The organism is Acidovorax sp. GW821-FHT09A11 (genome assembly GCF_059418365.1).
This window is the reverse complement of the sequence record NZ_JBWKPS010000014.1, coordinates 14,017-37,561: the sequence shown is the minus strand read 5'-3', so window position 1 is coordinate 37,561 and position 23,545 is coordinate 14,017. Positions and strand designations below refer to the sequence as shown.

The following is a 23,545-nucleotide window of genomic DNA, read 5'->3' as shown; positions in this document are numbered from 1 at the left end:
CGCCGTGAAACTGGCGCTCCCCCGTGCCAGCGCCACCGTGGATCCGGCTTCGCCGGTCCACCGGAGGCGTCCCCCCTCGGGGGGGAAGGCGCGCAGCGCCACAGGGGGGCTACTTCAACCAGCCCCGCTTGCGAAAGTACCACATCGGCCCTACCGCGCTGGCGATCATCAGCAGGATGCCGTAGGCATACCCGTAGCTCCATTCCAGCTCGGGCATGAACTTGAAGTTCATGCCGTACACGCTGGCGATCAGCGTGGGGGGCAGCAGCGCCACGCTGGCCACCGAGAAGATCTTGATGATCTTGTTCTGGTTGATGTTGATGAAACCGACCGTGGCGTCCATCAGGAAGTTGATCTTGTCGAACAAAAACGCCGTGTGGTTGTCCAGCGACTCGATGTCGCGCAGGATCTGGCGGGCTTCCTCGAACTGCTCGGAGTTGAGCATCTTGCTGCGCATCATGAAGCTCACGGCGCGGCGGGTGTCCATCACGTTGCGGCGGATGCGTCCGTTCAAGTCTTCCTGGCGCGCGATGGCGGCCAGCACCTCGCCCGCGCGGGCGTCGGTCACGTCGCCGGCCAGCACCTGGGTGCTCACCTTTTCCAGCTCGTCGTAGATGTTCTCGAGCGTGTCGGCCGAGTATTCGGCGTCGGCGTCGAACAGCTTGAGCAGCACTTCCTTGGCGTCCTCGATGAGGCCAGGGGCCCGGCGCGCGCGCATGCGCAGCAGGCGGAACACCGGCACGTCCTCGTCGTGGATGGAGAACAGCACGCCCCGGCTCTTGAGGTTGGCGTTGTGCTGGTTCAGGATGAAGGCCACCCGCACCGAGCGCGGGTCTTCGTCGTCGTCGATCAGAAAGTCGCTGCGGATGTGCAGCTCGCCGTTGTCTTCTTCGTAGAAGCGGGCGGATTCCTCGATGTCCTCGTCCATCGCATCCTCGGGGATGGACAGGCCGTAATGCTGCTTGATCCAGCGCTTTTCTTCGAGGGTGGGGGCTTCCAGGTCCACCCAGATCGGCTGGAAGCGGGTCAGCTCTTCCAGGGACTCGATTTCTTCCTGGAACAGCCGGCCATTGGCGAGCGTGAAGATGTTGAGCATGGGCTCACTCCCTTGTTGTGTGGCATCTGCGGTGTGGGGGATCGGGTGCTTTCAACCCCACAGCAGGCAGGCCGGGGAGCTGAAAGCTACCAACTCGGGTAGGTTTCCAAGGAGCTTTCTCCGTAAAAAATGGACAGGCGGCGGATTATGGCACTGCCGCCGCGGCGGGCCCGTGGCAAAAGCCCGCGCCCGCCGTGGTCAGGTGGATGAAGCCTGGCGCACGATGGCCAGTGCCCGGCACAGGTCGGCCCAGGCGGCGGCCTTGGTCTCCTGCGAGCGCAGCAGGAAGGCGGGGTCGTAGGTCACCACGGCGGGGCACCCGCCCAGCGCGTGTGGCCCCGCGCGCAGGCGGCCCAGCGGTTCGGTGCGGCCCAGCGCCACGCGCGCCGCGACATGGCCCAGCACCAGCACCAGGGCGGGCTGCAGCGATGCCACGGTCTCGGCCAGCGTGGCCTGGATGTCCGCGCTCGCCTGCGTGCCGGGGGCGGGGCGCTCCAGCGCGGCCAGGAACACGCGGGGATGCCGGTGCAGTTGCATGGCGCGCAGCATGTTGTCGAGCAGGCGGCCTGCGTCGCCGCCCAGCGGGTCGTCGGGGGTGAGGCATTCGGCCACGATCAGCCAGCCCGGGCCCAGCCCGGCGGGCGCCTGCGCCGGATCGGCCAGGGGGTACAGCGGCTGGGGCGCGTGCAGCCTCAGGGCCGGGGCGACGGGGGCCGTCGCGGTGGAGAGGGTGGAGGGCGGCGTGTCCTGCGCTGGCGCCGGTGCAGCGCGCGCGGGCACCCGGGGCGGGGTGGGGGGCGCCGCGCGGTCGGGGGCGGCGGCCAGGGCTGTCGTGGCGGCCACCAGGGCGGGCCGCGCCGGTGGGCGATCGGTGCCGGGGGCTGCTGTGGCGCCCGCTGCTTGCGCGGCTGGCGCCGCCACCGCCACGGCCTGTGGCGGGCCCCACACGGTGACGCCCATTTCTTGCAGCATGGCGCGCTGTCGCGCATCGAGGTGGAGGCTCATACGGGCGGGGTGGGTGGTTCTTGCGGGTTACAGGGGCAGGCTCATGACCACGGCGTCTTCGCGCTGGCCCTCGGCCGCGGGGTAGTAGCGCTTGCGTTCGCCCACGCGGCGAAATCCGTGCGCCTGGTAGATGTGCTGCGCGCGCAGGTTGCTCACGCGCACCTCCAGCCACAGCCACTGCGCGCCCCGTCCGCGTGCCCACAGGGCCAGCGCATCGAGCAGCACCCGCGCCCAGCCCTGGCGCTGGAATTCGGGCGTGACGGTGATGTTGAGCAGGTGCACTTCGTCCACGCCCAGCATCGCCACGAAGTAGCCCAGCAGATGGTCGCCGGCCATGAGCAGCTGGGCCTGGTAGCCCGAGGCCAGCGCATCGGTGAAGTTGCCGCGCGTCCAGGGGTGCGAATAGGCGCGTTGCTCCACCGCCAGCACGGCGTCGAGCCGCGCGAGCGTGAGGGTTTCAAAGCGCGCTTCCAGGGCGCGGGCGGGCGGGGTGGGCAGGGCGCTCATGCGGTGGTGGCCAGGACAAGGTTCACTGGGACGCGCCAACCCCGGGTTCCTGCGGGTTGGCTGCCGCCTGGGCGGCGCGCAGGGCGGCACGTTCGGCGGTGGTTTGCGCCACTTTATCGCGGATATAGCGCGGCAGCGCATCGCGGGCTGGCACGCCGTGGCCGGCGGCCAGCAGCGCAGGGGCCAGGCGCAGCAGCGCACCGGCCGTGGGCAGCGCGGCCACATGGGGGGCATCGGGCGCGAGCCGGTCGCCGTAGGGGGCCTGCGCATTGCCCGCCACCGTCCAGCCCGGGGGCGGCAGCACGGATTCCGGCGCGCCCAGTCCAAAGTCGGCGTCGGCCTGCCAGCGTGCCTCGGGGGCCCGCCATTCGCAGCGCGCGTGGTAGACCTCGTCCATGCGCGCGTCCAGCACCGCCACCACGCGCGTGCAGCCCTGCGCGTGGCGCGCCTCCTCGGCCACCGCGAGCAGGGTGTCCACGGGCAGCACCGGCACGCCGTGGCCCCCGCGTGCGCCAAACGCCAGCCCCTGGGCCACGGCGCAGGCGGTGCGCAGGCCGGTGAAGGAACCCGGCCCCCGGCCAAACACGATGGCCTCGAGCGTGTCGAACGACACGCCGGCCTGCGCCATCAGGCTGCGCACCGCCGGGATCAGGGTGGCCGATGCCTGCGCGCCCCCGGGGCCCGTGTGATGCCACACGGCATCGCCCTGCTGTACCGCGATGGAGAGGGTGTCGGTGCTGGTGTCGAAGGCAAGCAGATTCATGGGGCCTGGGGGTTTGCGCGGCAAAAGGAGGTCAGGAGGCGGTGTGGCCAGGGGCGGGCGTGGCGGTGGCGGCCGGGCCCGCCGGGCTCCTGCGCAGCACGCCCAGCAGGATACCGGCAGTCACCAGCAGCAGGCCGGCGACGAGGTTCCAGTACATCGGCTCGTCCAGGAACACCACGGCACCGATGGCCGAGAGGCCAGGCACCAGCGCCGTGATCATGGTGGAGCGCACGGGCCCATAGTGCTGGATCATGCGCGTGAAGCCGATGCCCGAGATCACCACCGAGCCGCCGCCCTGGAACACCATGTGAAAGACGATCTCGCTCCAGGGCGCCAGCGCCAGGTGGCTGGTGACGGCGCCCAGCGTGGTCAGCAGGGCATAGCCGGGCACATAGACCAGGCAGGCAAACGCCGTGATCGCGATGGTGGCCTGCACGGCGTCCACCGCGTGGCGCCGGGCCAGCACGCTGTAGGTGGCCCAACTCGCGGCCGCCATCATGAAGAGCAGGTCGCCCTTCCACACGTCGCCCCCCGAGAAGGCCGCCAGCAGGCTGCGGCCGCCCACCAGCAGGTCGCCCGCCACGATGAAGGCCAGGCCCGCGGCACGCAGCGGGGTGATGTGGTCGCGCAGCAGCGCGGCGGCCAGCAGCGCCGTCCACAGCGGCAGGCTGCCCGGCATCAGCACGGCCGCGTGGGTGGCGGGCGCATGGAAGAACCCCGCGTAGGCCAGCATGGCGTACAGCAGCCCGCCGAAGATGCCCAGCAGGGCCGTGGTGCGCAGCGGCAGGGGCGAGATGCCCCCCAGGCTGGAGGGCGGGGCGGACGCGCCCTGCGCCGCCGTGCGCCGCCGCACCATCCACCAGCCCCAGGGCAGCAGCACCAGGCTGGCGCCGGTGATGCGCAGCAGCGCGATGTCGAACGGGGTGAGCGTGCGCTGGGCCGAGGCGCGGGCAATGACGATGAAGCCTGTCCAGATGGTGACGGTCACGACCGCCGCCAGCAGGCCCATGGCACGAGGAGAAAAGCGCATCGGGGGATTATCGGTGCCTGCCGCCGCCAGCGCTGGCGCCTGGCTTGCCGGCGGGGCCGGGGCAGAGGCCGCCCCTGGCGCCGGGCGATAGACTTCCGCCATGTTTTCTCTTCCTGTTGCCTGGCGCTGGAATGCGCTGCGGGATGCCGTGCGCTGCTGCGCGGCATCGCTTGTCCTGGCGGGGGGCGCCGGCGCCGCCGGGGCGCAGTCCACCACCCCCGCACCCGTTTCGTTGCCCCCGGAAGTCGAGGCGGCCCTGCAGCGCGCCAGGCTGCCGCGCGAGGCGCTGTCGGTGGTGGTCGTGGATGCCCAGGGCGGGCGCGCTGCGGCGCGCCTTTCGCACCGCGCGCAGGCCCAGGTCAACCCGGCGTCGGTGATGAAGCTGGTGACCACTTACGCGGCGCTGGAGCAGCTGGGCCCCGCCTATGTGTGGAACACCCCGGTCTATGTGCAGGGCACGGTGCAGGAGGGCAGCCTGCGCGGCAATGTCTACATCCAGGGCCAGGGCGACCCCAAGCTCGTCATGGAGCGCCTGTGGCTGCTGATGCGGCGCCTGCAGGGCCAAGGCATCCAGGTCATCGTGGGCGACATCGTGCTCGACCGCACCGCCTTCGATGTGCCCGATCACGACCCGGCGCGCTTTGACGGCGAGCCCCTGCGCCCGTACAACGCCGCGCCCGACGCGCTGCTGCTCAACTACAAGTCCTCGGTGATGACCTTCGTGCCCGACGCCGCCGGCGGGCTGGCCCGCATCCAGTACGACCCGCCCCTGGCGGGCGTGTCGCGCCAGCCCACCGTGGCGCTGGCGGCGCCGGGCACCGAGTGCGGAGACTGGCGTGGCGCCCTGCGCGCGGAGCTGGCCGACCCCGCCAAGGTGGTCTTCCAGGGGGTGTACCCGGCCGCCTGCGGCGAACGCGTGTGGCCCGTGGCGGCGGCCGACCCGCGCGGCTTTGCGGCGCGCGCGGTGGAAGGCATGTGGCGCGAACTGGGCGGCAAGCTCACGGGCAGCGTGCGCGAGGGCAAGGTGCCGGCCGGCCTGAAGCCCGCCTTCGTGGCCACCTCGCCCCCCCTGGCCGAGGTGGTGCGCGATGTGAACAAATACAGCAACAACGTGATGGCGCAGCATGTCTTCCTCACGCTGGCATTGCAAAGGAACGGTGTGGCCACCTTCGACGGTGCCCGCGAGGCCCTGCGCCAGTGGTGGCTCGCGCGCATGGGCGATGCGGAACTGCCCCTGGCCGACAACGGCGCGGGCCTGAGCCGGGACGCCCGCCTGACCGCGCAGGCGCTGGCGCGCATGCTGCAGGTGGCCTGGGCCTCGCCCGTGATGCCGGAGCTCGTGGCCTCGCTGCCCATCTCCGGCGTGGACGGCACGCTGCGCCGCAGCCAGAGCCGCGCGGGCGTGGCCCACCTCAAGACGGGCAGCCTGCGCGACGTGATGGCCGTGGCGGGCTACGTGCACGCGGCCAGCGGCCGGCGCTATGTGCTGGTGGCGGTCGTCAACCATGCCAATGCCGGCGCAGCGCGGCCCGTGCTGGACAGCCTGGTCGACTGGGCGGCGCGTGACCAGTGAATAATCCGGCGTTGCCCCGGCCCCGCGCGCCCGGGCCTTCGCTTCGAACAGGTTTCCGGAACCACCACCCCATGCCCACGACCGAGCTCATCGGCTACCTTGCCGCCGCCATGACCACCTGCAGCTTCGTGCCGCAGGCGCTGCACACCTTCCGCACGCGGGATGTCCGCGGCATTTCGCTGGGCATGTACAGCGTGTTCACGGCGGGCGTGGCGCTGTGGCTGGTCTATGGGCTGACCCTGGCGGCCTGGCCCATCGTGGTGGCCAATGCCATCACGCTCGCGCTGGCGGGGACGATCCTGGGAATGAAGGTGGCCTACGGGGCAGGCGGCGGGCACTGACCGCCGGCCCGTGGCGGCACGCTGTCGCCTAGGCGTCTGCGCGCCCGGTGCGGTCCGCGTTATCCCCTATGGATGGTGCAGTGCAGGTGCGCGCACGATGCGTCGTTCCTTCCAGACCTGAGGTATCCATTCATGACGTATTTCCGCCTTACCTGTGTCGCCGCCGCCGCGGTCCTGCTTGTTGCCTGCGGTGGCTCCGACGATCCCGCCCGCGGCGCGCTGATCGATCCCCCGGCGGTGCTCACCACGCTGACGGCCGCGCAGATCGACGCAGGCACTTCCAGCAGCGGCCTGCAGGCCATCACCGGCAAGGCGAAATGCGACGTGAAGGTGGTTGCGCTCAATTACGCCACCGCGGGCGCCAAGGGGGGCGAGAGCACCAACGCCTCCGGCGTGATGCTCGTGCCCGCGGGCAGCTGCAGCACCGCCGCGCCGCTGGTCGCCTATGCCAAGGGCACCGACGTGCAAAAGCCCCGCACCCTGGCCAATCCGCAGGACAGCGAAACCTTCCTGCTCGCTGCCATGTACGCCGCCCAGGGCTATGCCGTGGTGGCCACCGACTACCTGGGGTTTGCCAAGTCGGGCTACAGCTACCACCCCTACCTGCACGCCGACTCGGAAGCCACCTCGGTCATCGACTCGGTGCGCGCCGCCCGCAACGCGGCGGGCACCGTGGGCGCCAATCTGTCGGGCAAGGTCATGTTCACGGGCTACTCGCAGGGCGGGCACTCGTCGATGGCGGCGCACCGCTCCGCGGAGCGCGACTACGGCAATGAATTCAACGTGGTGGCCGGCGCCCACCTGGCGGGCCCCTACAACCTGTCGGGTTCGCTGCGCATCCCGGACGCCATCGCGGGCGTGCAGTTCTTCGTTCCGTACCTGGTGACGGCCTGGCAGAAGGTCTATGGCGATGTCTACACGGACGTCAAGCAGGTCTTCAAGGCGCCGTACTCGGGCTACATCGAGACCCTGCTGCCCCACCCCACGCTGACCTACACCACGCTGGTCACCTCGGGCACCCTGCCCGCGGGCACGCCCAACCAGGCGCGTGATGCGCTGTTCCAGCCCGCCTTCATCACGGGCTCGCAGACCAGCACCACCCACCCCCTGTACCTGGCGGCCAAGAAGAACGACCTGCTGGGCTGGAACCCCAAGGCCCGCGTGCTGCTGTGCGGCGGGGCGGGCGACCCCACGGTGCCGCCCGCCATCCACCAACGTGTGATGAAGGCCGACTTCGACAGCCGGGGCCTGACCAACGTGGCGTCGGTGGACGTCGATGCCGCGATCCAGGCCACCTTCGGCCCGGGCGGCCAGGCCCCCACCGATCCGGCATCGGCCGCATTCGCGACCTACTACGCCGCCTACCACGGCACGTATGAGCCACCCTTCTGCCATGCACAGGCCCGTGCAGTGTTTGACACCGTCAAGTAGGCAAAGGCATCCGCCCTGCCCGCCCGGGGCAGGGCGCACAAGCAAAAAGCCGACCCTGGGGTCGGCTTTTTTGTGCCTCCCGGTGGCGCGCTCCACGAGCGCCGCCACCCCGCAGGCGGGTTACCAGCGCGCCTTCAGCCGGTCATGGGCGTAGGTGCCGAACTGGCGTTGTGCCGAAGGGGTGAGGTACACAGGGTCGGCGAACACGTAGGAGGCCTGGTTGGCGCCCGCCAGCAGCGTCGAAGGGGTGCACAGGGCCGAGTTGACCTGGCCCGCGCCGATGCCGATGCCGTTGGTGGCGTCCACGGAGGTGCACACGGGCGTCGTGGCGTTGTTGAAACCGTAGTTGGCGGGCACGCTCGTGTACAGGTTCACGTAGTAGGCGGAATCGACGTACAGCACGTTGGCGCCGAGGTCCACGATGCCCACGAGCAGGCCGTCGTTGAAGCGGCTGCTGGCGTCGGTCAGCAGCGCCTCGCGGCGGATGGCCTTGGCCCACGGGGTCTTGCTCAGGTCATAGGTGCCGGTCACCACCACGTACTTGGCGCCCGCGGCGACGAGGCGGCGCACCTGCGCGGCCATGTCCTCACCGGCCTGGCGGGCTGCGGCCACCATGGCGGCTTCCGTCTGGGTGCCTGCCTGCACGGCGGCCATGCCCGCGATCACGTCGCTGATGCCGCCGCTCAGGATCACCACGTCGTTGGCCGCGAAGCTGCCGCTGGCCAGGAAAGTATCGATCTGCTCGGTGATGGTGGGGGTGCTGGCGTTGCCCGCGGCGTCGGGCTTGGCCTTGACGCGGGCGTTGCCCACCGCGTAGCTCTTGCCGCCCGCCGAGGCGGCCGTGAGGGGCTTGCCGTAGCTGGCGGCCACCTGCAGGGTCCAGTTGTTCACGCTGCCGTCATTGACGGTGTAGCGCGTTCCCTTTTGCCCCACGTCGCTGTTGGCATCGCCGAACGCGATGAAGCGCTCGGGCGTGATGGCCGATTCGGTGGTGCTTGAACCGCAGGCCGCAAGCAACGCGGCCGACGCACATGCGGCGACCAGAACGGTGCGGCGCATCCAATTTGCTGCCATGTATTTCTCCAGAAAAGTGGGGGGTAGTTTAGCGGTGCAACGTCAACCCATGTAAAGCCGCCTTGTGCGGCTGGAATCATGCGGCAGATGCCCGTTGCAGGCGGTCACGAACGCCTTCCCACTCGGGCTCGGCGGGCGGGGTCTCGATCCAGATCAGTTTCACGCCGTCGTCGTCGAAGCCGCGCAGCACGGCGAACAGCTGCTGGGCCGTGGCGGCCGCGTCGTCGGGCATGCGGCGCATGACGAGCCTGGAGGACTGGGTGCGCAGCGCGGCACGGGCATAGACCGCGATGTGGGCGGCGTCGGCGCCCAGCAGGTCCAGGCCGGTCTGCAGGGCCTTGGCGTCCATCAGGCGCACCTTGGCGGCGGGGGCGTAGTGGGCTTCGAGCGTGCCGGAGGCGCGCGGCGTGAGCGCGGGCAGGTCGTCCCTGGACAGCGGCGCGGTGCCGCAGGCGGCCTCAATCTGCTCGCGCGTGACGGCGCCCGGGCGCAGCAGCACTGGCACGCCGCGCGTGCAGTCCACGATGGTGCTTTCGATGCCCACTTCGCACGGGCCACCGTCGAGCACCAGCAGACCGGCGCCCAGCTCGTCCTGCACGTGCCGGGCGGTGGTGGGGCTCACGCGGCCAAAGCGGTTGGCGCTGGGGGCCGCCACACCCCACACGGGCGGGCCGCCCAGGGCATCGCCATCGCCGGGCGCGGCGCAGGCCAGCAGCAGCGCGTGCGCCACGGGGTGGGCGGGGCAGCGCAGCCCCACGCTGTCCTGGCCGCCCGTGGCGGCCGTGGCCACGCCGGGCAGGCGCGGCAGGATGAGCGTGAGCGGGCCGGGCCAGAAGGCATCGACGAGCTTCTGCGCGAAGCCCGGCACCGCGCTGGCGAAGTGGCGAATGCCTTCGGCATTGGCCACGTGCACGATCAGCGGGTGATCGCTGGGGCGCCCCTTGGCGGCGAAGATCTGCGCCACGGCGGTATCGCTGCTGGCGTCGGCGGCCAGGCCATACACGGTTTCGGTGGGCAGGCCCAGCAGCGCGCCGCTGCGCACGGCCCGCGCTGCGGCGGCGATGGATGCAGGCTGGGTGCCGTCAAGAATCATGGTCAGAACGGCGCGATGCCCAGGAGGGCCGCAGCCCGCAGGGCGGTGGCCCGCGCAGCGTCGGGGGTGGCGGCGGTGATGTTGAGGTGGCCCATCTTGCGGCCGCGCTTGGCGTCGCGCTTGCCATACAGGTGCAGGTGCGTGCCGGGCAGGGCCAGCACCTCGGCCCAGGGGGGCGTCTGCTCCGTGCCGCCCTGCGCAAACCACAGATCGCCCAGCAGGTTGAGCATCACGGCGGGGCTGTGCTGGCGCGGCTGCGTGAGCGGCAGGCGGGCCATGGTGCGCACCTGCAGCTCGAACTGCGACACGTCGCAGGCGTTCTGGCTGTAGTGGCCGCTGTTGTGCGGGCGCGGGGCGATCTCGTTGACCACCAGGCCGCCGTCCTGCAGCACGAAGAACTCCACGCAGAGCACGCCGACGTACTGCAGGCCGTTTGCTATCGAAATTGCAGCTGCTACCGCTTGCTGAATAAGCGCTGGAGGCAGATTTTGTTCAAAAACCTCCGTCACGGCCAGGATGCCGTCGCGGTGCAGGTTGCGCTGCACGGGCAGGTGCACGGTGGCCCCGTCGGCGCCGCGCGCCACGATCACCGAGCATTCCAGTGCCAGCGGCAGCATCTTCTCCAGCACGCAGGGCACCTTGCCGACCGCGTCCCACGCAGCGGCGAGTTCGGCAGCGGTCTTCACTCGCACCTGGCCTTTGCCGTCGTAGCCCATGCGAGCCGTTTTCAGGATGCCTGGCAACAGATCAGAAGAAACCGCAGCCAGTTGCTCAGCCGTTTCGATCACCGCATACGGCGCGCAGGGCACGCCGCAGGCCACGAAATGGGCTTTTTCCCGTGCACGGTCCTGCGCCACCGACACGGCGCTGGCGGCGGGCGACACGGGGCGCTGCGCTGCCAGGGCGGCCAGCGCGGCCGCGGGCACGTTTTCGAACTCGGTGGTCACCGCATCGGCCAGGCGGGCCAGCTCGGCCAGGCCCTGCGGATCTTCATAGCCCGTCTGGATGTGGTGGTGGCTCACCAGCCCGGCGGGGCTGGTGGGGTCGGCGTCGAGCACGGCCGTGAAATAGCCCATGGCCTGGGCCTGGTGCACAAACATGCGGCCCAGCTGGCCGCCGCCGAGCACGCCCAGCGTCGATCCCGGCAGGAGGGGTTTGTTGCTGGCGCTCATGCGGCGGGCGGCAAGGTCATGTTGCGGGCCACCTCGGTCTGCTCGGCGCGGAAGGCTTCGAGCCGCTGGCGCAGTTCGGGGCTTTCGTTGGCCAGCAGGGCGACGGCAAACAGGGCGGCATTGGCAGCGCCCGCCGTGCCGATGGCGAACGTGGCCACGGGGATGCCCTTGGGCATCTGCACGATGCTGTGCAGCGAATCCACACCCTGCAGGTGGCGACTGGCCACGGGCACGCCCAGCACGGGCACGGTGGTCTTGGCGGCAATCATGCCGGGCAGATGGGCGGCGCCACCGGCACCCGCAATGATGGCCTTCAGGCCCCGGCCGGCGGCCGCCTCGGCGTAGGCGAACATGTCGTCGGGCATGCGGTGGGCCGAAACCACGCGGGCCTCGTGCGGGATGCCGAATTGCTCAAGAATCTGCACTGCATGCTGCATGGTGTCCCAGTCGCTGCTGGAACCCATGACCACGCCGATCTGGATGGGTTTCATGGTGTGGAAGGTGCCTTGGCCGCGGGCTGCGCCCGCGGCACGGCTGTAGGTGGAACCCGCGATTTTACTTTTTGCGCTTCCCTTCGCCGCACCCGGGCATGTCGATGGGCCAAAATAGCGCGAACCAACCAGCTTGACCGGCCCCGCCCGTACACCACCATGATTGACGTCACCGTAGAGAACTTTGAAGCCGAGGTCGTTGCCGCCTCGATGACCGTGCCCGTGCTGGTGGACTTCTGGGCGCCCTGGTGCGGCCCCTGCAAGTCGCTGGGGCCGGTGCTGGAAAAGCTCGAGACCGAATACGCCGGCCGCTTCAAGCTCGTCAAGATCGACTCGGACCAGGAGCAGCAGCTGGCGGGCATGTTCGGCATCCGCAGCATCCCCACCTGTGTGCTGCTCATGAACGGCCAGCCCGTGGACGGCTTCATGGGGGCCCTGCCCGAGGGCCAGGTGCGCGCCTTCCTCGACAAGCACGTGCCCACCGCCGAGGAAATGGTGGCCGAAATGGAGGAGGAAGAAGCCCAGGACGCCCTGGCCGAGGGTGACACCAGCACCGCACTGGAGAAGCTGCAGCATGCGGTGGTGACCGATCCCTCCAACGACGATGCGCGCTTCGACTACGTCAAGCTCCTGCTGCAGCTGCACCGCGAGGACGATGCCAAGGTCGCGTTCGCCCCCGTGATCGCCAAGGCCGCGGGCTCGCGCAAGCTCGGCGCGCTGAAAGTCTGGATGGATGCTATTGATTTCGTAGCTTCTGGCGCATATGGAGAAAGCGCTGAGGCCGATTTCGATGCCAAGATTGCCGCCAACAAGCGCGATTTCGATACCCGCTACGCCCGCGCCCGCTGGCTCTTGGCCGGCCAGCGCTGGACGGACGCGATGGACGAACTGCTCGAAATCCTCATGCGCGACAAGGCCTGGGGCGAAGAGATCGCCCGCAAGACCTACGTGGCCATCCTCGAGATCATCGAACCCCCCAAGGCGAAAGTGGCCGACGGCCAGATCCCGCCCGACGACCCGGTGGTGGCGACCTACCGGCGCCGGCTGTCGAGCGTGGTGCTGAGCTAGAACAGGCTACCCCCTGAGGCGCCTTGCGCCTTCCCCCTGGAAGGGGGACGCCGCCAGTGCGGCGGGGCGGCCCTTGCACGGCGGCCGCTGGCCTGTACCGTGCCCGTTGCGACGGCATCGTGCGATGGGCAGAAAAGAAAAGAAAAAAAAGGCTCCCGGTTGGGAGCCTTTTGTGTTTTTTAGGCAGGTCGCCGTTTAACCGACCAAACGCTCCAGCGCCTCGCGGTACTTGGCGGCGGTTTTTTCGATCACTTCGCGCGGCAGGCGGGGGGCGGGCGCGGTCTTGTCCCAGGGCTTGCCGTTCACCTGGGCCTGCTCCAGCCAGTCGCGCACGAACTGCTTGTCGTAGCTTGGCGGGTTCTGGCCGGCGGCCAGGGCGGCTTCGTAGCCTTCCACGGGCCAGTAGCGCGAGCTGTCGGGCGTGAGCACCTCGTCCATCAGCACCAGCGTGCCATCGGGCGCCAGGCCAAACTCGAACTTGGTGTCGGCGATGATCATGCCCTTGGTCAGCGCGATCTCGGCGGCGGCCTGGTAGATCGCAATGCTGAGGTCGCGGATGCGGGTGGCCAGGTCCAGGCCGATCATCTCCACCGTGCGCTCGAAGGTGATGTTCTCGTCGTGCTCGCCCATGGCGGCCTTGGCGGCGGGGGTGTAGATGGGCGCAGGCAGCTTGGCGGCATTGGTCAGCCCTTCGGGCAGCGGCACGCCGCAGACCGACCGCGATTCCTGGTACTCCTTCCAGCCGCTGCCGGCCAGGTAGCCGCGCACCACGGCTTCGACGGGGATGGGCTGCAGCCGCTGCACGAGCATGGACCGTCCGCGGATCTGCGCGGCCTCCTGCGCGGACACCACGCTTTCCGGCGCGTCGCCCGTCAGGTGGTTGGGGCAGATGTATCCGAGCTTGTCGAACCAGAACAGCGCCATCTGCGTGAGCAGCTCGCCCTTGCCGGGGATGGGTTCGCCCATGATCACGTCGAAGGCCGACAGGCGGTCGCTGGCCACCATCAGGATGCGGTCGTCGCCCACGGCGTAGTTGTCGCGCACCTTGCCACGGGCCAGCAGGGGCAGCGAGGTCAAGGCGGAAGTGTGCAGGGCGTTGGAGCTGGGCTGGGTCATGGTGTCGGGGTGGGCGGTCAATGTCCGCTGCAGGCAGGCCGAAGAACGTGGGGAATGGAGCGCGGGGGCATGGGAAATGCCTGCTGGCGCGCAACCGGTGGATTTTACGCGCGGGGCCCGAAGCGTGCGCGTGGCATGGGTTCGCGAGGGCGCGCGGGAGCGCACCGGAACGCGCCTTCGGCGAACGGGCCAGCGCGCTTCGTGCCGTTGCGGCACACTGGCGGCCCTGAGTCCGACCTGGCCGCCCTGGCCGCTTCCTGTGCCCTCCCATTCCACCCTGACCCCCCGCCGAGAACTGTGGCTGCTGCTCACGCTGGCCGGCATCCAGTTCACCCACATCCTCGACTTCATGATCATGATGCCGCTGGGGCCCCAGTTCACGCGGCTGTTTGCCATCAGCGATGCGCAGTTCGGCCTGCTGGTCTCGGCCTACACGCTCTCGGCGGGCGCATCCGGGCTGCTGGCCTCGACCTACATCGACCGTTTCGGCCGCAAGCGGCTGCTGCTGACGCTGTACGTCTTGTTCGGGCTGGCCACGCTGGCCTGCGGCGTGGCACCCACCTACGGCACGCTCATGGCCGCGCGCATCCTGGCGGGGGCCTTCGGGGGCGTGCTGTCGGCGCTGTCGCAAACCATCGTGGCCGACGTGATCCCCTTCGAGCGGCGCGGGCGCGCGATGGGCATCGTGATGACGTCGTTTTCCCTGTCCACCGTGGCCGGTGTGCCCCTGGGGCTGATCCTGGCCGAATACGGGGGCTGGAACCTGCCATTCCTGGCCATTGCGCTGATGGTGGGCGTGCTGGCCGTTCTGGCGGCACGCACCATGCCCGTGATGACGGGGCATCTGCGGGCCGCGGATGGCCGCACCGCGCTGGGCGGCATCGCCCAGGTGCTGGCCGACGCCAACCACCGCTGGGCCTTCCTGTTCTCGGCGCTCATCATGTTCGCCGGCTTCACGGTGATTCCCTACATCACCATCTACATGCAGGCCAACGCCGGGGTGCGGCCCGACCAGATCCCCCTGGTGTACCTGTGCGGCGGCGTGGTGACGCTGTTCACCGCGCGCCTGTTCGGCGTGCTCACGGACCGCTGGGGCAAGGTGGTGATGTTCCGCTGCCTGGCGCTGGCCGGCGCGTTGCCCCTGCTGGGCATCACGCTGGTGCGCGGGGTGCCGCTGGTGGCCGTGCTGGTGGTGTCGACGCTGATGTTCGCGCTGATGAGCGGCCGCATGATTCCGGGCATGGCCATCATTTCCTCGGCGGCCCGGGCGCCGTTGCGCGGCACCTTCATGACGCTGAATGCGTCGGTGCAGTCCGCGGCGATGGGCGTGGCGTCCTTTGTGGGCGGGGTGCTGATCAGCCGCGACGCGCAGGGGCTGGTGCAGAACTACTGGATGGCCGCCGTGGTGGGCATTGCGGCGAGCCTGCTGTCAATGGTGGTGGTGGGGCGGCTCACGCTGCACGGCGCGGCGCCCGCGGCACGGTGAGGAGCCGCATCTGCGGGACGGCGGTGTACGGGACAGCCCACCACCCGGCAACCTGCCCATTGTGCGCGCTTTTCGGAGGCTTGGCACCTTGGTCGGCATAACCCAGCGGACAGGGTCGGTATGGGATTGCTTTTCAGGGAGGGCGGGGGCATAGTGACTTCACGTCAACGGGATGCATCCAGGTTCGCCGAGCCGCTCCTCTGATCCAGGGCGGCGTTCTTCCACCGAGAGTGTTACAGGAGACTTATTTATGAACTTGACGATCAGCGGTCACCACCTCGAAGTTACCCCAGCCTTGCGCAACTACGTCACCACCAAGCTGGACCGGATCACCCGCCATTTTGACCAGGTTGTCGATGTCAAGGTACTGCTGACGGTAGAGAAGCAAAAGGAGAAGGAAAAGAGGCAGCGAGCGGAATGCAACATCCACGTGAAGGGCAACGACCTGTTTGCCGAAAGCTCCCACGCCGACCTGTATGCCGCCGTGGATGAACTGGTCGACAAGATGGACCGCCAGGTCGTGCGCCACAAGGATCGCCTGCAGGACCATCACCACGATGCCGCCAAGCGCGAACTGCACGCCTGATGCGGCAGCCCTGAGCCTGGCACAGCAGCCGCCCACTGGGCGGTTTTTTTGTTGCCCGATGCGTTGTGCTCAGGGTTTTCGCCAACGTGTGCATAATTGTTACCCTTGACCATGAACCGACTCGCCTCCATCCTGCCTTCCGCTCAAGTGCTCGTGTGCGTGGACGCCACCAGCAAGAAGCGTGCTTTTGAAGAAGCGGGTCTCCTTTTCGAGAGCCAGCACGGCCTGTCGCGCGCGCTGATCACCGACAGCCTGTTCGCGCGCGAGCGCCTGGGCTCCACCGGCCTGGGCCATGGCGTGGCCATTCCCCACGGTCGCATCAAGGGCCTGAAAGCGCCCATGGCCGCCGTGTTCCAGCTGCTCAATCCGATCGGGTTCGATGCGCCGGACGAATTGCCCGTCGGGCTGCTCATTTTCCTGCTGGTGCCCGAAGCGGCCACGCAAAAGCACCTGGAGATCCTGTCCGAGATCGCCGAGCTGCTGAGCGATTCGGCGCTGCGTGAACGGCTCAAGGGCTGCACCGACGCCACCGAGCTGCACGGCATGATCGCGGGCTGGCAGTCCACGCAGACGGCCTGAGCCGCCTGGCGCCGCGCACGAACGCACGCTCGCACCGTCGCCGATCCACCGTGAAGCCCAATGTCGTCAGCGCCGATGTCCTTTTCGAGGAATTCCGGGGCCTCCTGAAATGGGAGTGGGTGGCGGGGCTGGGCGCCTCCGAACGCCGCTTTGACGAAGTGGCGGTGCGCTCGGCACGTTCCGGGGCCGATCTGGTCGGCTATCTCAACTACATCCATCCGTACCGCGTCCAGATCCTGGGCGAGCGGGAGATCGCGTATCTCGGCAGCGCTTCACCCGATGATTGCAAGCGCCGCATCGCGCGCATCGTGACGCTGGAGCCGCCCGTGCTGGTGCTGGCCGACAACCAGACCGCCCCCGACGCCCTGGTGTCGATGTGCGAACGGGCGCAGATCCCGATGTTCTCCACGCACGAGTCGTCGGCGTTTGTCATCGACGTGCTGCGCGCCTACCTGTCCAAGCACTTCGCCGACCGCACCACCATGCACGGCGTGTTCATGGACATCCTGGGCCTGGGGGTGATGATCACCGGCGAATCGGGCCTGGGCAAGAGCGAGCTCGGCCTGGAGCTGATCTCGCGCGGCAACGGCCTGGTGGCCGACGATGCGGTGGACCTGTTCCGCATCAACCAGACCACCATCGAGGGCAAGTGCCCCGAACTGCTGCAGAACCTGCTGGAAGTGCGCGGCATCGGCCTGCTCGATATCCGCGCCATCTTTGGCGAGACCGCCGTGCGCCGCAAGATGCGGCTGAAGCTCATCGTGCACCTGGTGCGCAAGGAAACCCTGGAGCGCGACTACGAACGCCTTCCCTACGAGCCTCTCACCCAGGACGTGCTGGGCGTGCCCGTGCTCAAGGTCGTGATCCAGGTGGTCGCCGGCCGCAACATCGCCGTGCTGGTCGAGGCCGCCGTGCGCAACACCATCCTGCAACTGCGCGGCATCGACACTTACCAAGAGTTTGTCGAACGCCATCGCCGCGCCATGGAGCGCGATACGGGCGGCTAGCGGCGCTCAGGCCACCGAAACTGGCGCGGCCCATACCAGGGCTCCCGCGCAAGGGCCGCCCCGCCGCGCCGGGAGCGTCCCCCTTAGGGGGAAGACGCCGAAGGTGGCTCAGGGGGGAGTCATTTCTTAGCGCAGTCGGCGCACTGCCCGTACAGCGCCATGGTGTGGTCCTGCACCAGCCAGCCCTTGGCCTTGGCCACGGCCTGCTGGCGTTTTTCGATCTCGGGGTCGTAGAACTCCTCCACCTTGCCGCACGAGGTGCACACGAAGTGGTCGTGGTGCTGGCCTTCGTTGAGCTCGTACACCGCCTTGCCGCTCTCGAAATTGCTGCGGATCAGGATGCTGGCCTGCTCGAACTGCGTGAGCACGCGGTAGACCGTGGCCAGGCCGATGTCCGAGCGCTCCTCCAGCAGCACGCGAAACACGTCCTCGGCCGTCATGTGGCGCTGCGCGCCCTTCTGGAAGATTTCCAGAATCTTCAGGCGGGGCAGCGTGGCCTTGAGTCCCGTGCTTTTGAGTTCGTCGATGTTGGTCATGGCATGGTCTTTCGGGATGCGGCCCCGCCTGGGGGTCGGAGGGCCTGCCGCTACAATGGGGCGATCATATCCTCAGCCCTTTTACCCATGCCCGTCAAAGCCCGTTGCAGCGCCCGCCTGGGCCTGGTCCTGTTGATCGGTGCCAGCGTGGCCGCCCTGGCCGGCTGCAGCAGCCTGGATGGCGCCAGTACCCGCATTGCCAACATTGTCACCCCCTACAAGATAGATGTGGTGCAGGGCAATTTTGTCTCGCGCGAGCAGGTCGAGGCGCTCCAGCCTGGCATGAGCCGCCAGCAGGTGCGAGAGATTCTGGGAACCCCGCTGGTCACCAGCCTGTTCCATGCCGACCGCTGGGAATACGTGTTCACGCTCAAGCGCCCCGGCGAAGATGCCCAGACCCGCAAGCTGACCGTGTACTTCAAGGGGGACGCGCTCGAGCGCTCCGAGGGCGACGAGATGCCGACCGAGACGGAGTTCGTGGCGGCCCTGGGGTCGCGCGGCTCCAAGGGCAAGGTGCCCGTGCTCGAGGCCACGCCGGAGCAGCTGGCCCGGTATCCCGCTTCCCAGCGGCCCCCCGCGTCGCCCACCGCGGCGCCGCTGGAGCCCGCTTCCATCAGCTATCCACCGCTTGAAGCGCCCGCACGGTAACGCCGGCGGGCTGGCGGTGGGCCGTGCCTGGCCCGCCGTGCTTCAACCACAACGTACAGGACACCCATGACAGGGACTTCTTCGCCTGCCGCCCCTTCCACCGCTTCCACGGGCTCCGGCCCCTGCCGTGTCGCCATCGCCGGCGCATCGGGCCGCATGGGCCGCATGCTCATCGAGGCCCTTCGCGCCAGTGACGACTGCGTGCTGGCCGGTGCGCTGGACGTGCCGTCCAGCCCGGGCATCGGCTCGGATGCCACCGCGTTCCTCGGCCATGCCAGCGGCGTCGCCATCACGGCCGACATTGCCACGGGCCTGAAAAACGCCGACGTCCTGATCGATTTCACGCGCCCCGAAGGCACCCTGACCCACCTGGCCGTGTGCAGCCAGCTCGGGGTGAAGGCCGTCGTCGGCACCACCGGCTTCACCGATGCGCAGAAGGCCGAGATCGCGGCGTTGGCCCAGCGCACGGCCATCGTCATGGCGCCCAACATGAGCGTGGGCGTCAACGTCACGCTCAAGCTGCTGGAGATGGCCGCCAAGGCCATGGCCACCGGCTACGACATCGAGATCATCGAGGCCCACCACCGCCACAAGGTGGATGCGCCCTCGGGCACCGCGCTCAAGATGGGCGAGGTGATCGCCGGCGCCATGGGCCGCGACCTCAAGGAGTGCGGCGTGTTTGCGCGCGAGGGCGTCACGGGCGAGCGCGACCCGTCGAGCATCGGCTTTGCCACCATCCGGGGCGGCGACATCGTGGGCGACCACACCGTGCTGTTCGCGGGCATCGGCGAGCGCATCGAGATCACGCACAAGTCCTCCAGCCGCGCCACCTACGCGCAGGGCAGCCTGCGCGCGGTGCGCTTCCTCGCCGGGCACAAGACGGGCATGTTCGACATGTTCGATGTGCTGGGCCTTAACAACAACTAGCCATCGGGCCAGCCATGGACGCTCTCCACTGGTGGCGCCAGGGCGACGCCGTCACGCAGGGTGCCGCGCTGGTGCTCCTGGCCATGTCCGTGGCAAGCTGGGTGGTCATCGTCTGGAAGCTGCGGCTCATGCGCCAGGCCAGCGCCGACGTGGCCCGCTGCACGGCGGCGTTCTGGCAGGCGCCATCCATGGACGTTGCTGCACAGCGCCTGCAGTCTTTTGACCGCGCTGCGCTTGTCTTGCCTTTGGTTGTTGCTGCGAATTCAATAGCAAATCATGCCGGTCCCACCGGCCAGCCCACGCTGGCGGCGGCAGGCAGCCTGTCGCAGCGGCTCACCCGCGTGCTGCGCGACGCCTTGCACGGCGTGCTCGGGCGCCTGCAGTTTGGCCAGGTGCTGCTGGCCACGGTGGGCTCCACGGCACCGTTCGTGGGGCTGCTGGGCACCGTCTGGGGCATCTACCATGCGCTCACGGCCATGGCGGGCGCGGGGCAGATCACCATCGACCGCGTCTCCGGCCCCGTGGGCGAGGCGCTGGTCATGACGGCGGCCGGGCTGGCGGTGGCGATCCCGGCCGTGCTGGCCTACAACGTGTTCGGCCGCCTGATCGGCCGCATCGAGGCCGACCTGGAAGGCTTCGCGCGCGACCTGCGCGAACTGCTGATCGACACGGCGCCGCCCGCCGGTGCGCGGCCCTGAATCCCGGAGGTCCGTTTTCACCATGGCCTTCGGACGACTTGAACGCACCGCCGGGCCCCAGCCCATGAGCGACATCAACATGACGCCGCTGGTGGATGTGATGCTGGTGCTCGTGGTCATCTTCATCCTCACGGCGCCGCTCATGGCCAGCGCGATCCGGCTGGACCTGCCGCGCACCGAAGGCGCCACGCCCGGCACGGTGCCGCAGTTCGTCACCCTGGTGGTCGATGCCTCGGGCCAGGCCTTTCTTCAGGACGAGCCTCTGTCGCAGCCCGCGCTGGCCGAGCGCCTGCGCCGCATCGGCGCCGAACGGCCCGACACCGAAATCCAGCTGCGCGCCGATGCGGCCGTGCCCTATGGGCGGGTGGTCGAAGTCATGGGCGCGGCGCACCTGGCCGGGCTGCAGCGCATCGGCTTCGTGGCCGAGCCGCCGGCCGCTGGCGCGCCAACGGCCCCTGCCAGGGCACCTTGAAGCCGCCATGCGCCGGAGTCCCTGGGGGGCCGCGCAGGCCGCTGGCGGCGGCGGGCGCGGAACGCAGGGCCTGACAGCCTAAAATCTGCGCAGCGCGGCCTCGCAGCCGCACACCTCTCTCATCCCCGAGCCCTCATGCAAGACAAATACTCTCCCCAAGACGTCGAGCGCGCCGCGCACGACCACTGGACCGCCACCGACGCCTACCGCGTGACGGAGGACACCAGCAAGAAGAAGTTCTACGCCTGCTCGATGCTGCCCTACCCCAGCGGCAAGCTGCACATGGGCCATGTGCGCAACTACACCATCAACGACATGCTCACGCGCCAGCTGCGCATGAACGGCCACAACGTGCTCATGCCCATGGGCTGGGACGCCTTCGGCCTGCCGGCCGAGAACGCCGCGCTCAAGAACGGCGTGCCCCCCGCCAAGTGGACGCACGAGAACATCGCGTACATGAAGAAGCAGATGCAGGCCATGGGCCTGGCCATCGACTGGAGCCGCGAAGTGGCCACCTGCGACCCCACGTACTACAAGTGGAACCAGTGGCTGTTCCTCAAGATGCTGGAAAAGGGCATTGCCTACCGCAAGACCCAGGTCGTGAACTGGGACCCGGTGGACCAGACCGTGCTGGCCAACGAGCAGGTCATCGACGGCAAGGGCTGGCGCACCGGCGCCACGGTGGAAAAGCGCGAGATCCCGGGCTACTACCTGAAGATCACCGACTACGCCGAAGAGCTGCTGGACTTCGTGACCGGCGACAAGCTGCCCGGCTGGCCCGAACGCGTGAAGCTCATGCAGGAGAACTGGATCGGCAAGAGCGAAGGCGTGCGCTTCGCCTTCCCGCACGATATCCGGGCCGATGACGGCACGCTGATCGGCGACGGCCGCATGTACGTCTTCACCACGCGCGCCGACACCATCATGGGCGTGACCTTCTGCGCCGTGGCGCCCGAGCACCCGCTGGCCGCCCACGCCGCCAGGACGAACCCGGAGCTCGCCGCCTTCATCGAGGAATGCAAGAGCGGCGGCACCACCGAGGCCGAGCTGGCCACGCAGGAAAAGAAGGGCCAACCCACGGGCCTGTTCGTCACGCACCCGCTGACCGAGGAAAAGGTCGAGGTCTGGGTCGGCAACTACGTGCTCATGGGCTATGGCGACGGCGCCGTGATGGGCGTGCCCGCGCACGACGAGCGCGACTTCGCGTTCGCCCTCAAGTACAACCTGGAGATCAAGCAGGTGGTGCTGGTCGATGGCGAGCACTTCGACTACCACCAGTGGCACGACTGGTACGGCGACAAGCAGCGCGGCGTCACCATCAACTCCGACAGCTTCAGCGGCCTGGGCTACAAGGAAGCCGTCACCGCCGTGGCCCACGCGCTGCAGGCCAAGGGCCTGGGCGAGACCAAGACCACCTGGCGCCTGCGCGACTGGGGCGTGAGCCGCCAGCGCTACTGGGGCACGCCCATTCCCATCATCCATTGCGATGAACACGGCGCCGTGCCCGTGCCCGAGAAGGACCTGCCGGTGGTGCTGCCCACCGACTGCGTGCCCGATGGTTCGGGCAACCCGCTGCACAAGCACGAAGGTTTCCATGCTGGCGTGGTCTGCCCCGTGTGCGGCAAGGCCGCGCGGCGCGAGACGGACACCATGGACACGTTCGTGGACTCGTCCTGGTATTTCATGCGGTATTGCGACCCTAAGAATGCCGACGCCATGGTCGCTGGCGGCGCCGACTACTGGATGCCGATGGACCAGTACATCGGTGGTATCGAACACGCCATCCTGCACCTCTTGTACGCGCGCTTCTGGACCAAGGTCATGCGCGACCTGGGGCTGGTCAAGGTGGACGAGCCCTTCACCAAGCTGCTCACGCAAGGCATGGTGCTCAACCACATCTACAGCCGCCGCACCGCCAAGGGCGGAAAGGACTACTTCTGGCCACACGATGTGGAGCATGTGCTGGACGAAGGCGGCAAGATCGTTGGCGCCAGGCTCAAGAACGAAGCCACCAGCGGTGACGGCCTGTTGCCGGCGGGCACGCCCATCGACTACGAGGGCGTGGGCACCATGTCCAAGTCCAAGAACAACGGCGTGGACCCGCAGGACCTCATCGAGAAGTACGGCGCCGACACCGCGCGCCTGTACACCATGTTCACCGCCCCGCCCGAGGCCACGCTGGAGTGGAACGACGCGGCCGTGGAAGGCAGCTACCGTTTCCTGCGCCGCGTGTGGAATTTCGGCTTCAAGCTCTCCGCCATGGACATGCAAGCCGCCAGCGCCAGCGTGGCAAGCGCCAGCAGCCTGAAGGAGGTGGAATTCGGCAAGGAGGCCAAGGCCCTGCGGCTGGAGATCCACACCGTGCTCAAGCAGGTGGACTACGACTACCAGCGCATGCAGTACAACACCGTGGTGTCGGGCGCGATGAAGATGATCAACGCGCTCGAGGACTTCAAGGCCACGGAGTCGGCCGGCGCCCAGGTGGCGCTGATCGAAGGCTTTGGCATCCTGCTGCGCGTGCTGTACCCGGCCACGCCCCACATCGCGCACAGCCTGTGGAGCAGCCTGGGCTACGCGGGCGACCTGGGCGATCTGCTGGATGCGCCCTGGCCCCAGGTGGATGCGAACGCGCTGGTGCAGGACGAGATCGAGCTCATGCTGCAGGTCAATGGCAAGCTGCGCGGCTCCATCCACGTGCCGGCGCAGGCCGACAAGGCAGCGATCGAGCGCATCGCCCTGGCCAGCGAGGCCTTCACGGCACATGCCGCGGGCGCGGCGCCCAAGCGGGTGATCGTGGTGCCTGGCCGCCTCGTGAACGTGGTGGTGTGAAATGAAGCGACACCCCC

General features: G+C 68.8%; 24 protein-coding genes. 13 read left to right on the top strand and 11 right to left on the bottom strand.

The genetic code is table 11. The features are described 5' to 3' along the window. Nucleotides 1–109: 109 nt before the first annotated feature. From corA to AC07PV_RS23390, 5 genes are all read right to left on the bottom strand, one after another. Nucleotides 110–1,096 (bottom strand): magnesium/cobalt transporter CorA, encoded by a 987-nt coding sequence (corA, locus tag AC07PV_RS23410; RefSeq protein WP_494631455.1) that lies wholly within the window; start codon nt 1,094–1,096, stop codon nt 110–112. A 198-nt stretch (nt 1,097–1,294) separates the two neighbouring features. Continuing rightward, on the bottom strand, nt 1,295–2,101 hold the full coding sequence (locus AC07PV_RS23405; protein ID WP_218297875.1) for a uracil-DNA glycosylase family protein: 807 nt from the start codon (nt 2,099–2,101) through the stop codon (nt 1,295–1,297). Nucleotides 2,102–2,128: 27 nt separating this feature from the next. Beyond that, entirely contained in the window at nt 2,129–2,608 is a 480-nt protein-coding gene (rimI, locus tag AC07PV_RS23400) for a ribosomal protein S18-alanine N-acetyltransferase (RefSeq protein ID WP_218297874.1), read from the bottom strand. 22 nt (nt 2,609–2,630) lie between these two features. Next, entirely contained in the window at nt 2,631–3,371 is a 741-nt protein-coding gene (tsaB, locus tag AC07PV_RS23395; protein WP_218297873.1) for a tRNA (adenosine(37)-N6)-threonylcarbamoyltransferase complex dimerization subunit type 1 TsaB, read from the bottom strand. Nucleotides 3,372–3,402: 31 nt separating this feature from the next. Beyond that, nucleotides 3,403–4,401: a DMT family transporter gene (locus AC07PV_RS23390; RefSeq protein ID WP_492254119.1), complete on the bottom strand. Its 999-nt coding sequence runs from the start codon at nt 4,399–4,401 to the stop codon at nt 3,403–3,405. Nucleotides 4,402–4,501: 100 nt separating this feature from the next. Here AC07PV_RS23390 and dacB point away from each other — a divergent pair, with 100 nt between their 5' ends. From dacB to AC07PV_RS23375, 3 genes are all read left to right on the top strand, one after another. Then, nucleotides 4,502–5,974, top strand: a complete 1,473-nt coding sequence (dacB, locus tag AC07PV_RS23385; protein ID WP_218297871.1) for a D-alanyl-D-alanine carboxypeptidase/D-alanyl-D-alanine endopeptidase — start codon at nt 4,502–4,504, stop codon at nt 5,972–5,974. 71 nt (nt 5,975–6,045) lie between these two features. After that, nucleotides 6,046–6,315: a SemiSWEET transporter gene (locus tag AC07PV_RS23380; RefSeq protein WP_218297870.1), complete on the top strand. Its 270-nt coding sequence runs from the start codon at nt 6,046–6,048 to the stop codon at nt 6,313–6,315. Nucleotides 6,316–6,447: 132 nt separating this feature from the next. Continuing rightward, nucleotides 6,448–7,746, top strand: coding sequence for a lipase family protein (locus AC07PV_RS23375; RefSeq protein WP_494631453.1), 1,299 nt, complete (start codon nt 6,448–6,450; stop codon nt 7,744–7,746). A 120-nt stretch (nt 7,747–7,866) separates the two neighbouring features. On the opposite strand, the gene AC07PV_RS23370 is transcribed toward AC07PV_RS23375, so the two are convergent. The 4 genes from AC07PV_RS23370 to purE form a co-directional block, all read right to left on the bottom strand. Next, nucleotides 7,867–8,820, bottom strand: coding sequence for an SGNH/GDSL hydrolase family protein (locus AC07PV_RS23370; RefSeq protein ID WP_494631452.1), 954 nt, complete (start codon nt 8,818–8,820; stop codon nt 7,867–7,869). 76 nt (nt 8,821–8,896) lie between these two features. After that, nucleotides 8,897–9,913 carry an L-threonylcarbamoyladenylate synthase gene (locus AC07PV_RS23365; RefSeq protein WP_494631451.1) on the bottom strand — a complete coding sequence of 339 codons (1,017 nt, stop codon included), beginning with the start codon at nt 9,911–9,913 and terminating at the stop codon, nt 8,897–8,899. A 2-nt stretch (nt 9,914–9,915) separates the two neighbouring features. After that, the gene (locus AC07PV_RS23360) at nt 9,916–11,085 is read right to left on the bottom strand and encodes a 5-(carboxyamino)imidazole ribonucleotide synthase (RefSeq protein WP_218297866.1); all 1,170 of its coding nucleotides are present in this window, start codon (nt 11,083–11,085) and stop codon (nt 9,916–9,918) included. Beyond that, nucleotides 11,082–11,576: a 5-(carboxyamino)imidazole ribonucleotide mutase gene (purE, locus tag AC07PV_RS23355; RefSeq protein WP_057227318.1), complete on the bottom strand. Its 495-nt coding sequence runs from the start codon at nt 11,574–11,576 to the stop codon at nt 11,082–11,084. Before purE ends, AC07PV_RS23360 begins: the two co-directional genes overlap by 4 nt. A gap of 159 nt (nt 11,577–11,735) precedes the next feature. Between purE and trxA the strand changes: the two genes are divergently transcribed. Beyond that, on the top strand, nt 11,736–12,644 hold the full coding sequence (gene trxA, locus AC07PV_RS23350; RefSeq protein ID WP_218297865.1) for a thioredoxin: 909 nt from the start codon (nt 11,736–11,738) through the stop codon (nt 12,642–12,644). A 195-nt stretch (nt 12,645–12,839) separates the two neighbouring features. Here the strand turns inward: trxA and AC07PV_RS23345 are convergent, their stop codons facing one another. Further along, nucleotides 12,840–13,760, bottom strand: coding sequence for a phosphoribosylaminoimidazolesuccinocarboxamide synthase (locus tag AC07PV_RS23345; protein WP_218297864.1), 921 nt, complete (start codon nt 13,758–13,760; stop codon nt 12,840–12,842). Nucleotides 13,761–14,019: 259 nt separating this feature from the next. On the opposite strand from AC07PV_RS23345, the gene AC07PV_RS23340 reads away from it, so the two are divergent. From AC07PV_RS23340 to hprK, 4 genes are all read left to right on the top strand, one after another. Next, a complete protein-coding gene (locus tag AC07PV_RS23340) occupies nt 14,020–15,246 on the top strand; it encodes an MFS transporter (RefSeq protein ID WP_218297863.1) in 1,227 nt (408 codons plus the stop codon). Nucleotides 15,247–15,496: 250 nt separating this feature from the next. After that, the gene (gene hpf / locus AC07PV_RS23335; protein WP_218297862.1) at nt 15,497–15,832 is read left to right on the top strand and encodes a ribosome hibernation-promoting factor, HPF/YfiA family; all 336 of its coding nucleotides are present in this window, start codon (nt 15,497–15,499) and stop codon (nt 15,830–15,832) included. Nucleotides 15,833–15,943: 111 nt separating this feature from the next. Beyond that, nucleotides 15,944–16,411, top strand: coding sequence for a PTS sugar transporter subunit IIA (locus AC07PV_RS23330; protein WP_218297861.1), 468 nt, complete (start codon nt 15,944–15,946; stop codon nt 16,409–16,411). Between the two features lie 50 nt (nt 16,412–16,461). Continuing rightward, nucleotides 16,462–17,418, top strand: coding sequence for an HPr(Ser) kinase/phosphatase (hprK, locus tag AC07PV_RS23325; RefSeq protein WP_218297860.1), 957 nt, complete (start codon nt 16,462–16,464; stop codon nt 17,416–17,418). Nucleotides 17,419–17,537: 119 nt separating this feature from the next. On the opposite strand, the gene fur is transcribed toward hprK, so the two are convergent. Then, nucleotides 17,538–17,954 (bottom strand): ferric iron uptake transcriptional regulator, encoded by a 417-nt coding sequence (gene fur / locus AC07PV_RS23320; protein WP_218297859.1) that lies wholly within the window; start codon nt 17,952–17,954, stop codon nt 17,538–17,540. Between the two features lie 87 nt (nt 17,955–18,041). On the opposite strand from fur, the gene AC07PV_RS23315 reads away from it, so the two are divergent. From AC07PV_RS23315 to leuS, 5 genes are all read left to right on the top strand, one after another. After that, nucleotides 18,042–18,602 carry an outer membrane protein assembly factor BamE gene (locus AC07PV_RS23315; protein WP_218297858.1) on the top strand — a complete coding sequence of 187 codons (561 nt, stop codon included), beginning with the start codon at nt 18,042–18,044 and terminating at the stop codon, nt 18,600–18,602. Nucleotides 18,603–18,668: 66 nt separating this feature from the next. Next, nucleotides 18,669–19,529, top strand: a complete 861-nt coding sequence (dapB, locus tag AC07PV_RS23310; RefSeq protein WP_492910627.1) for a 4-hydroxy-tetrahydrodipicolinate reductase — start codon at nt 18,669–18,671, stop codon at nt 19,527–19,529. Between the two features lie 14 nt (nt 19,530–19,543). Continuing rightward, entirely contained in the window at nt 19,544–20,227 is a 684-nt protein-coding gene (locus AC07PV_RS23305; RefSeq protein ID WP_218341788.1) for a MotA/TolQ/ExbB proton channel family protein, read from the top strand. A gap of 22 nt (nt 20,228–20,249) precedes the next feature. After that, on the top strand, nt 20,250–20,699 hold the full coding sequence (locus AC07PV_RS23300) for an ExbD/TolR family protein (protein ID WP_218341789.1): 450 nt from the start codon (nt 20,250–20,252) through the stop codon (nt 20,697–20,699). A 135-nt stretch (nt 20,700–20,834) separates the two neighbouring features. Next, entirely contained in the window at nt 20,835–23,528 is a 2,694-nt protein-coding gene (leuS, locus tag AC07PV_RS23295) for a leucine--tRNA ligase (protein WP_494631449.1), read from the top strand. Nucleotides 23,529–23,545 lie beyond the last annotated feature (17 nt).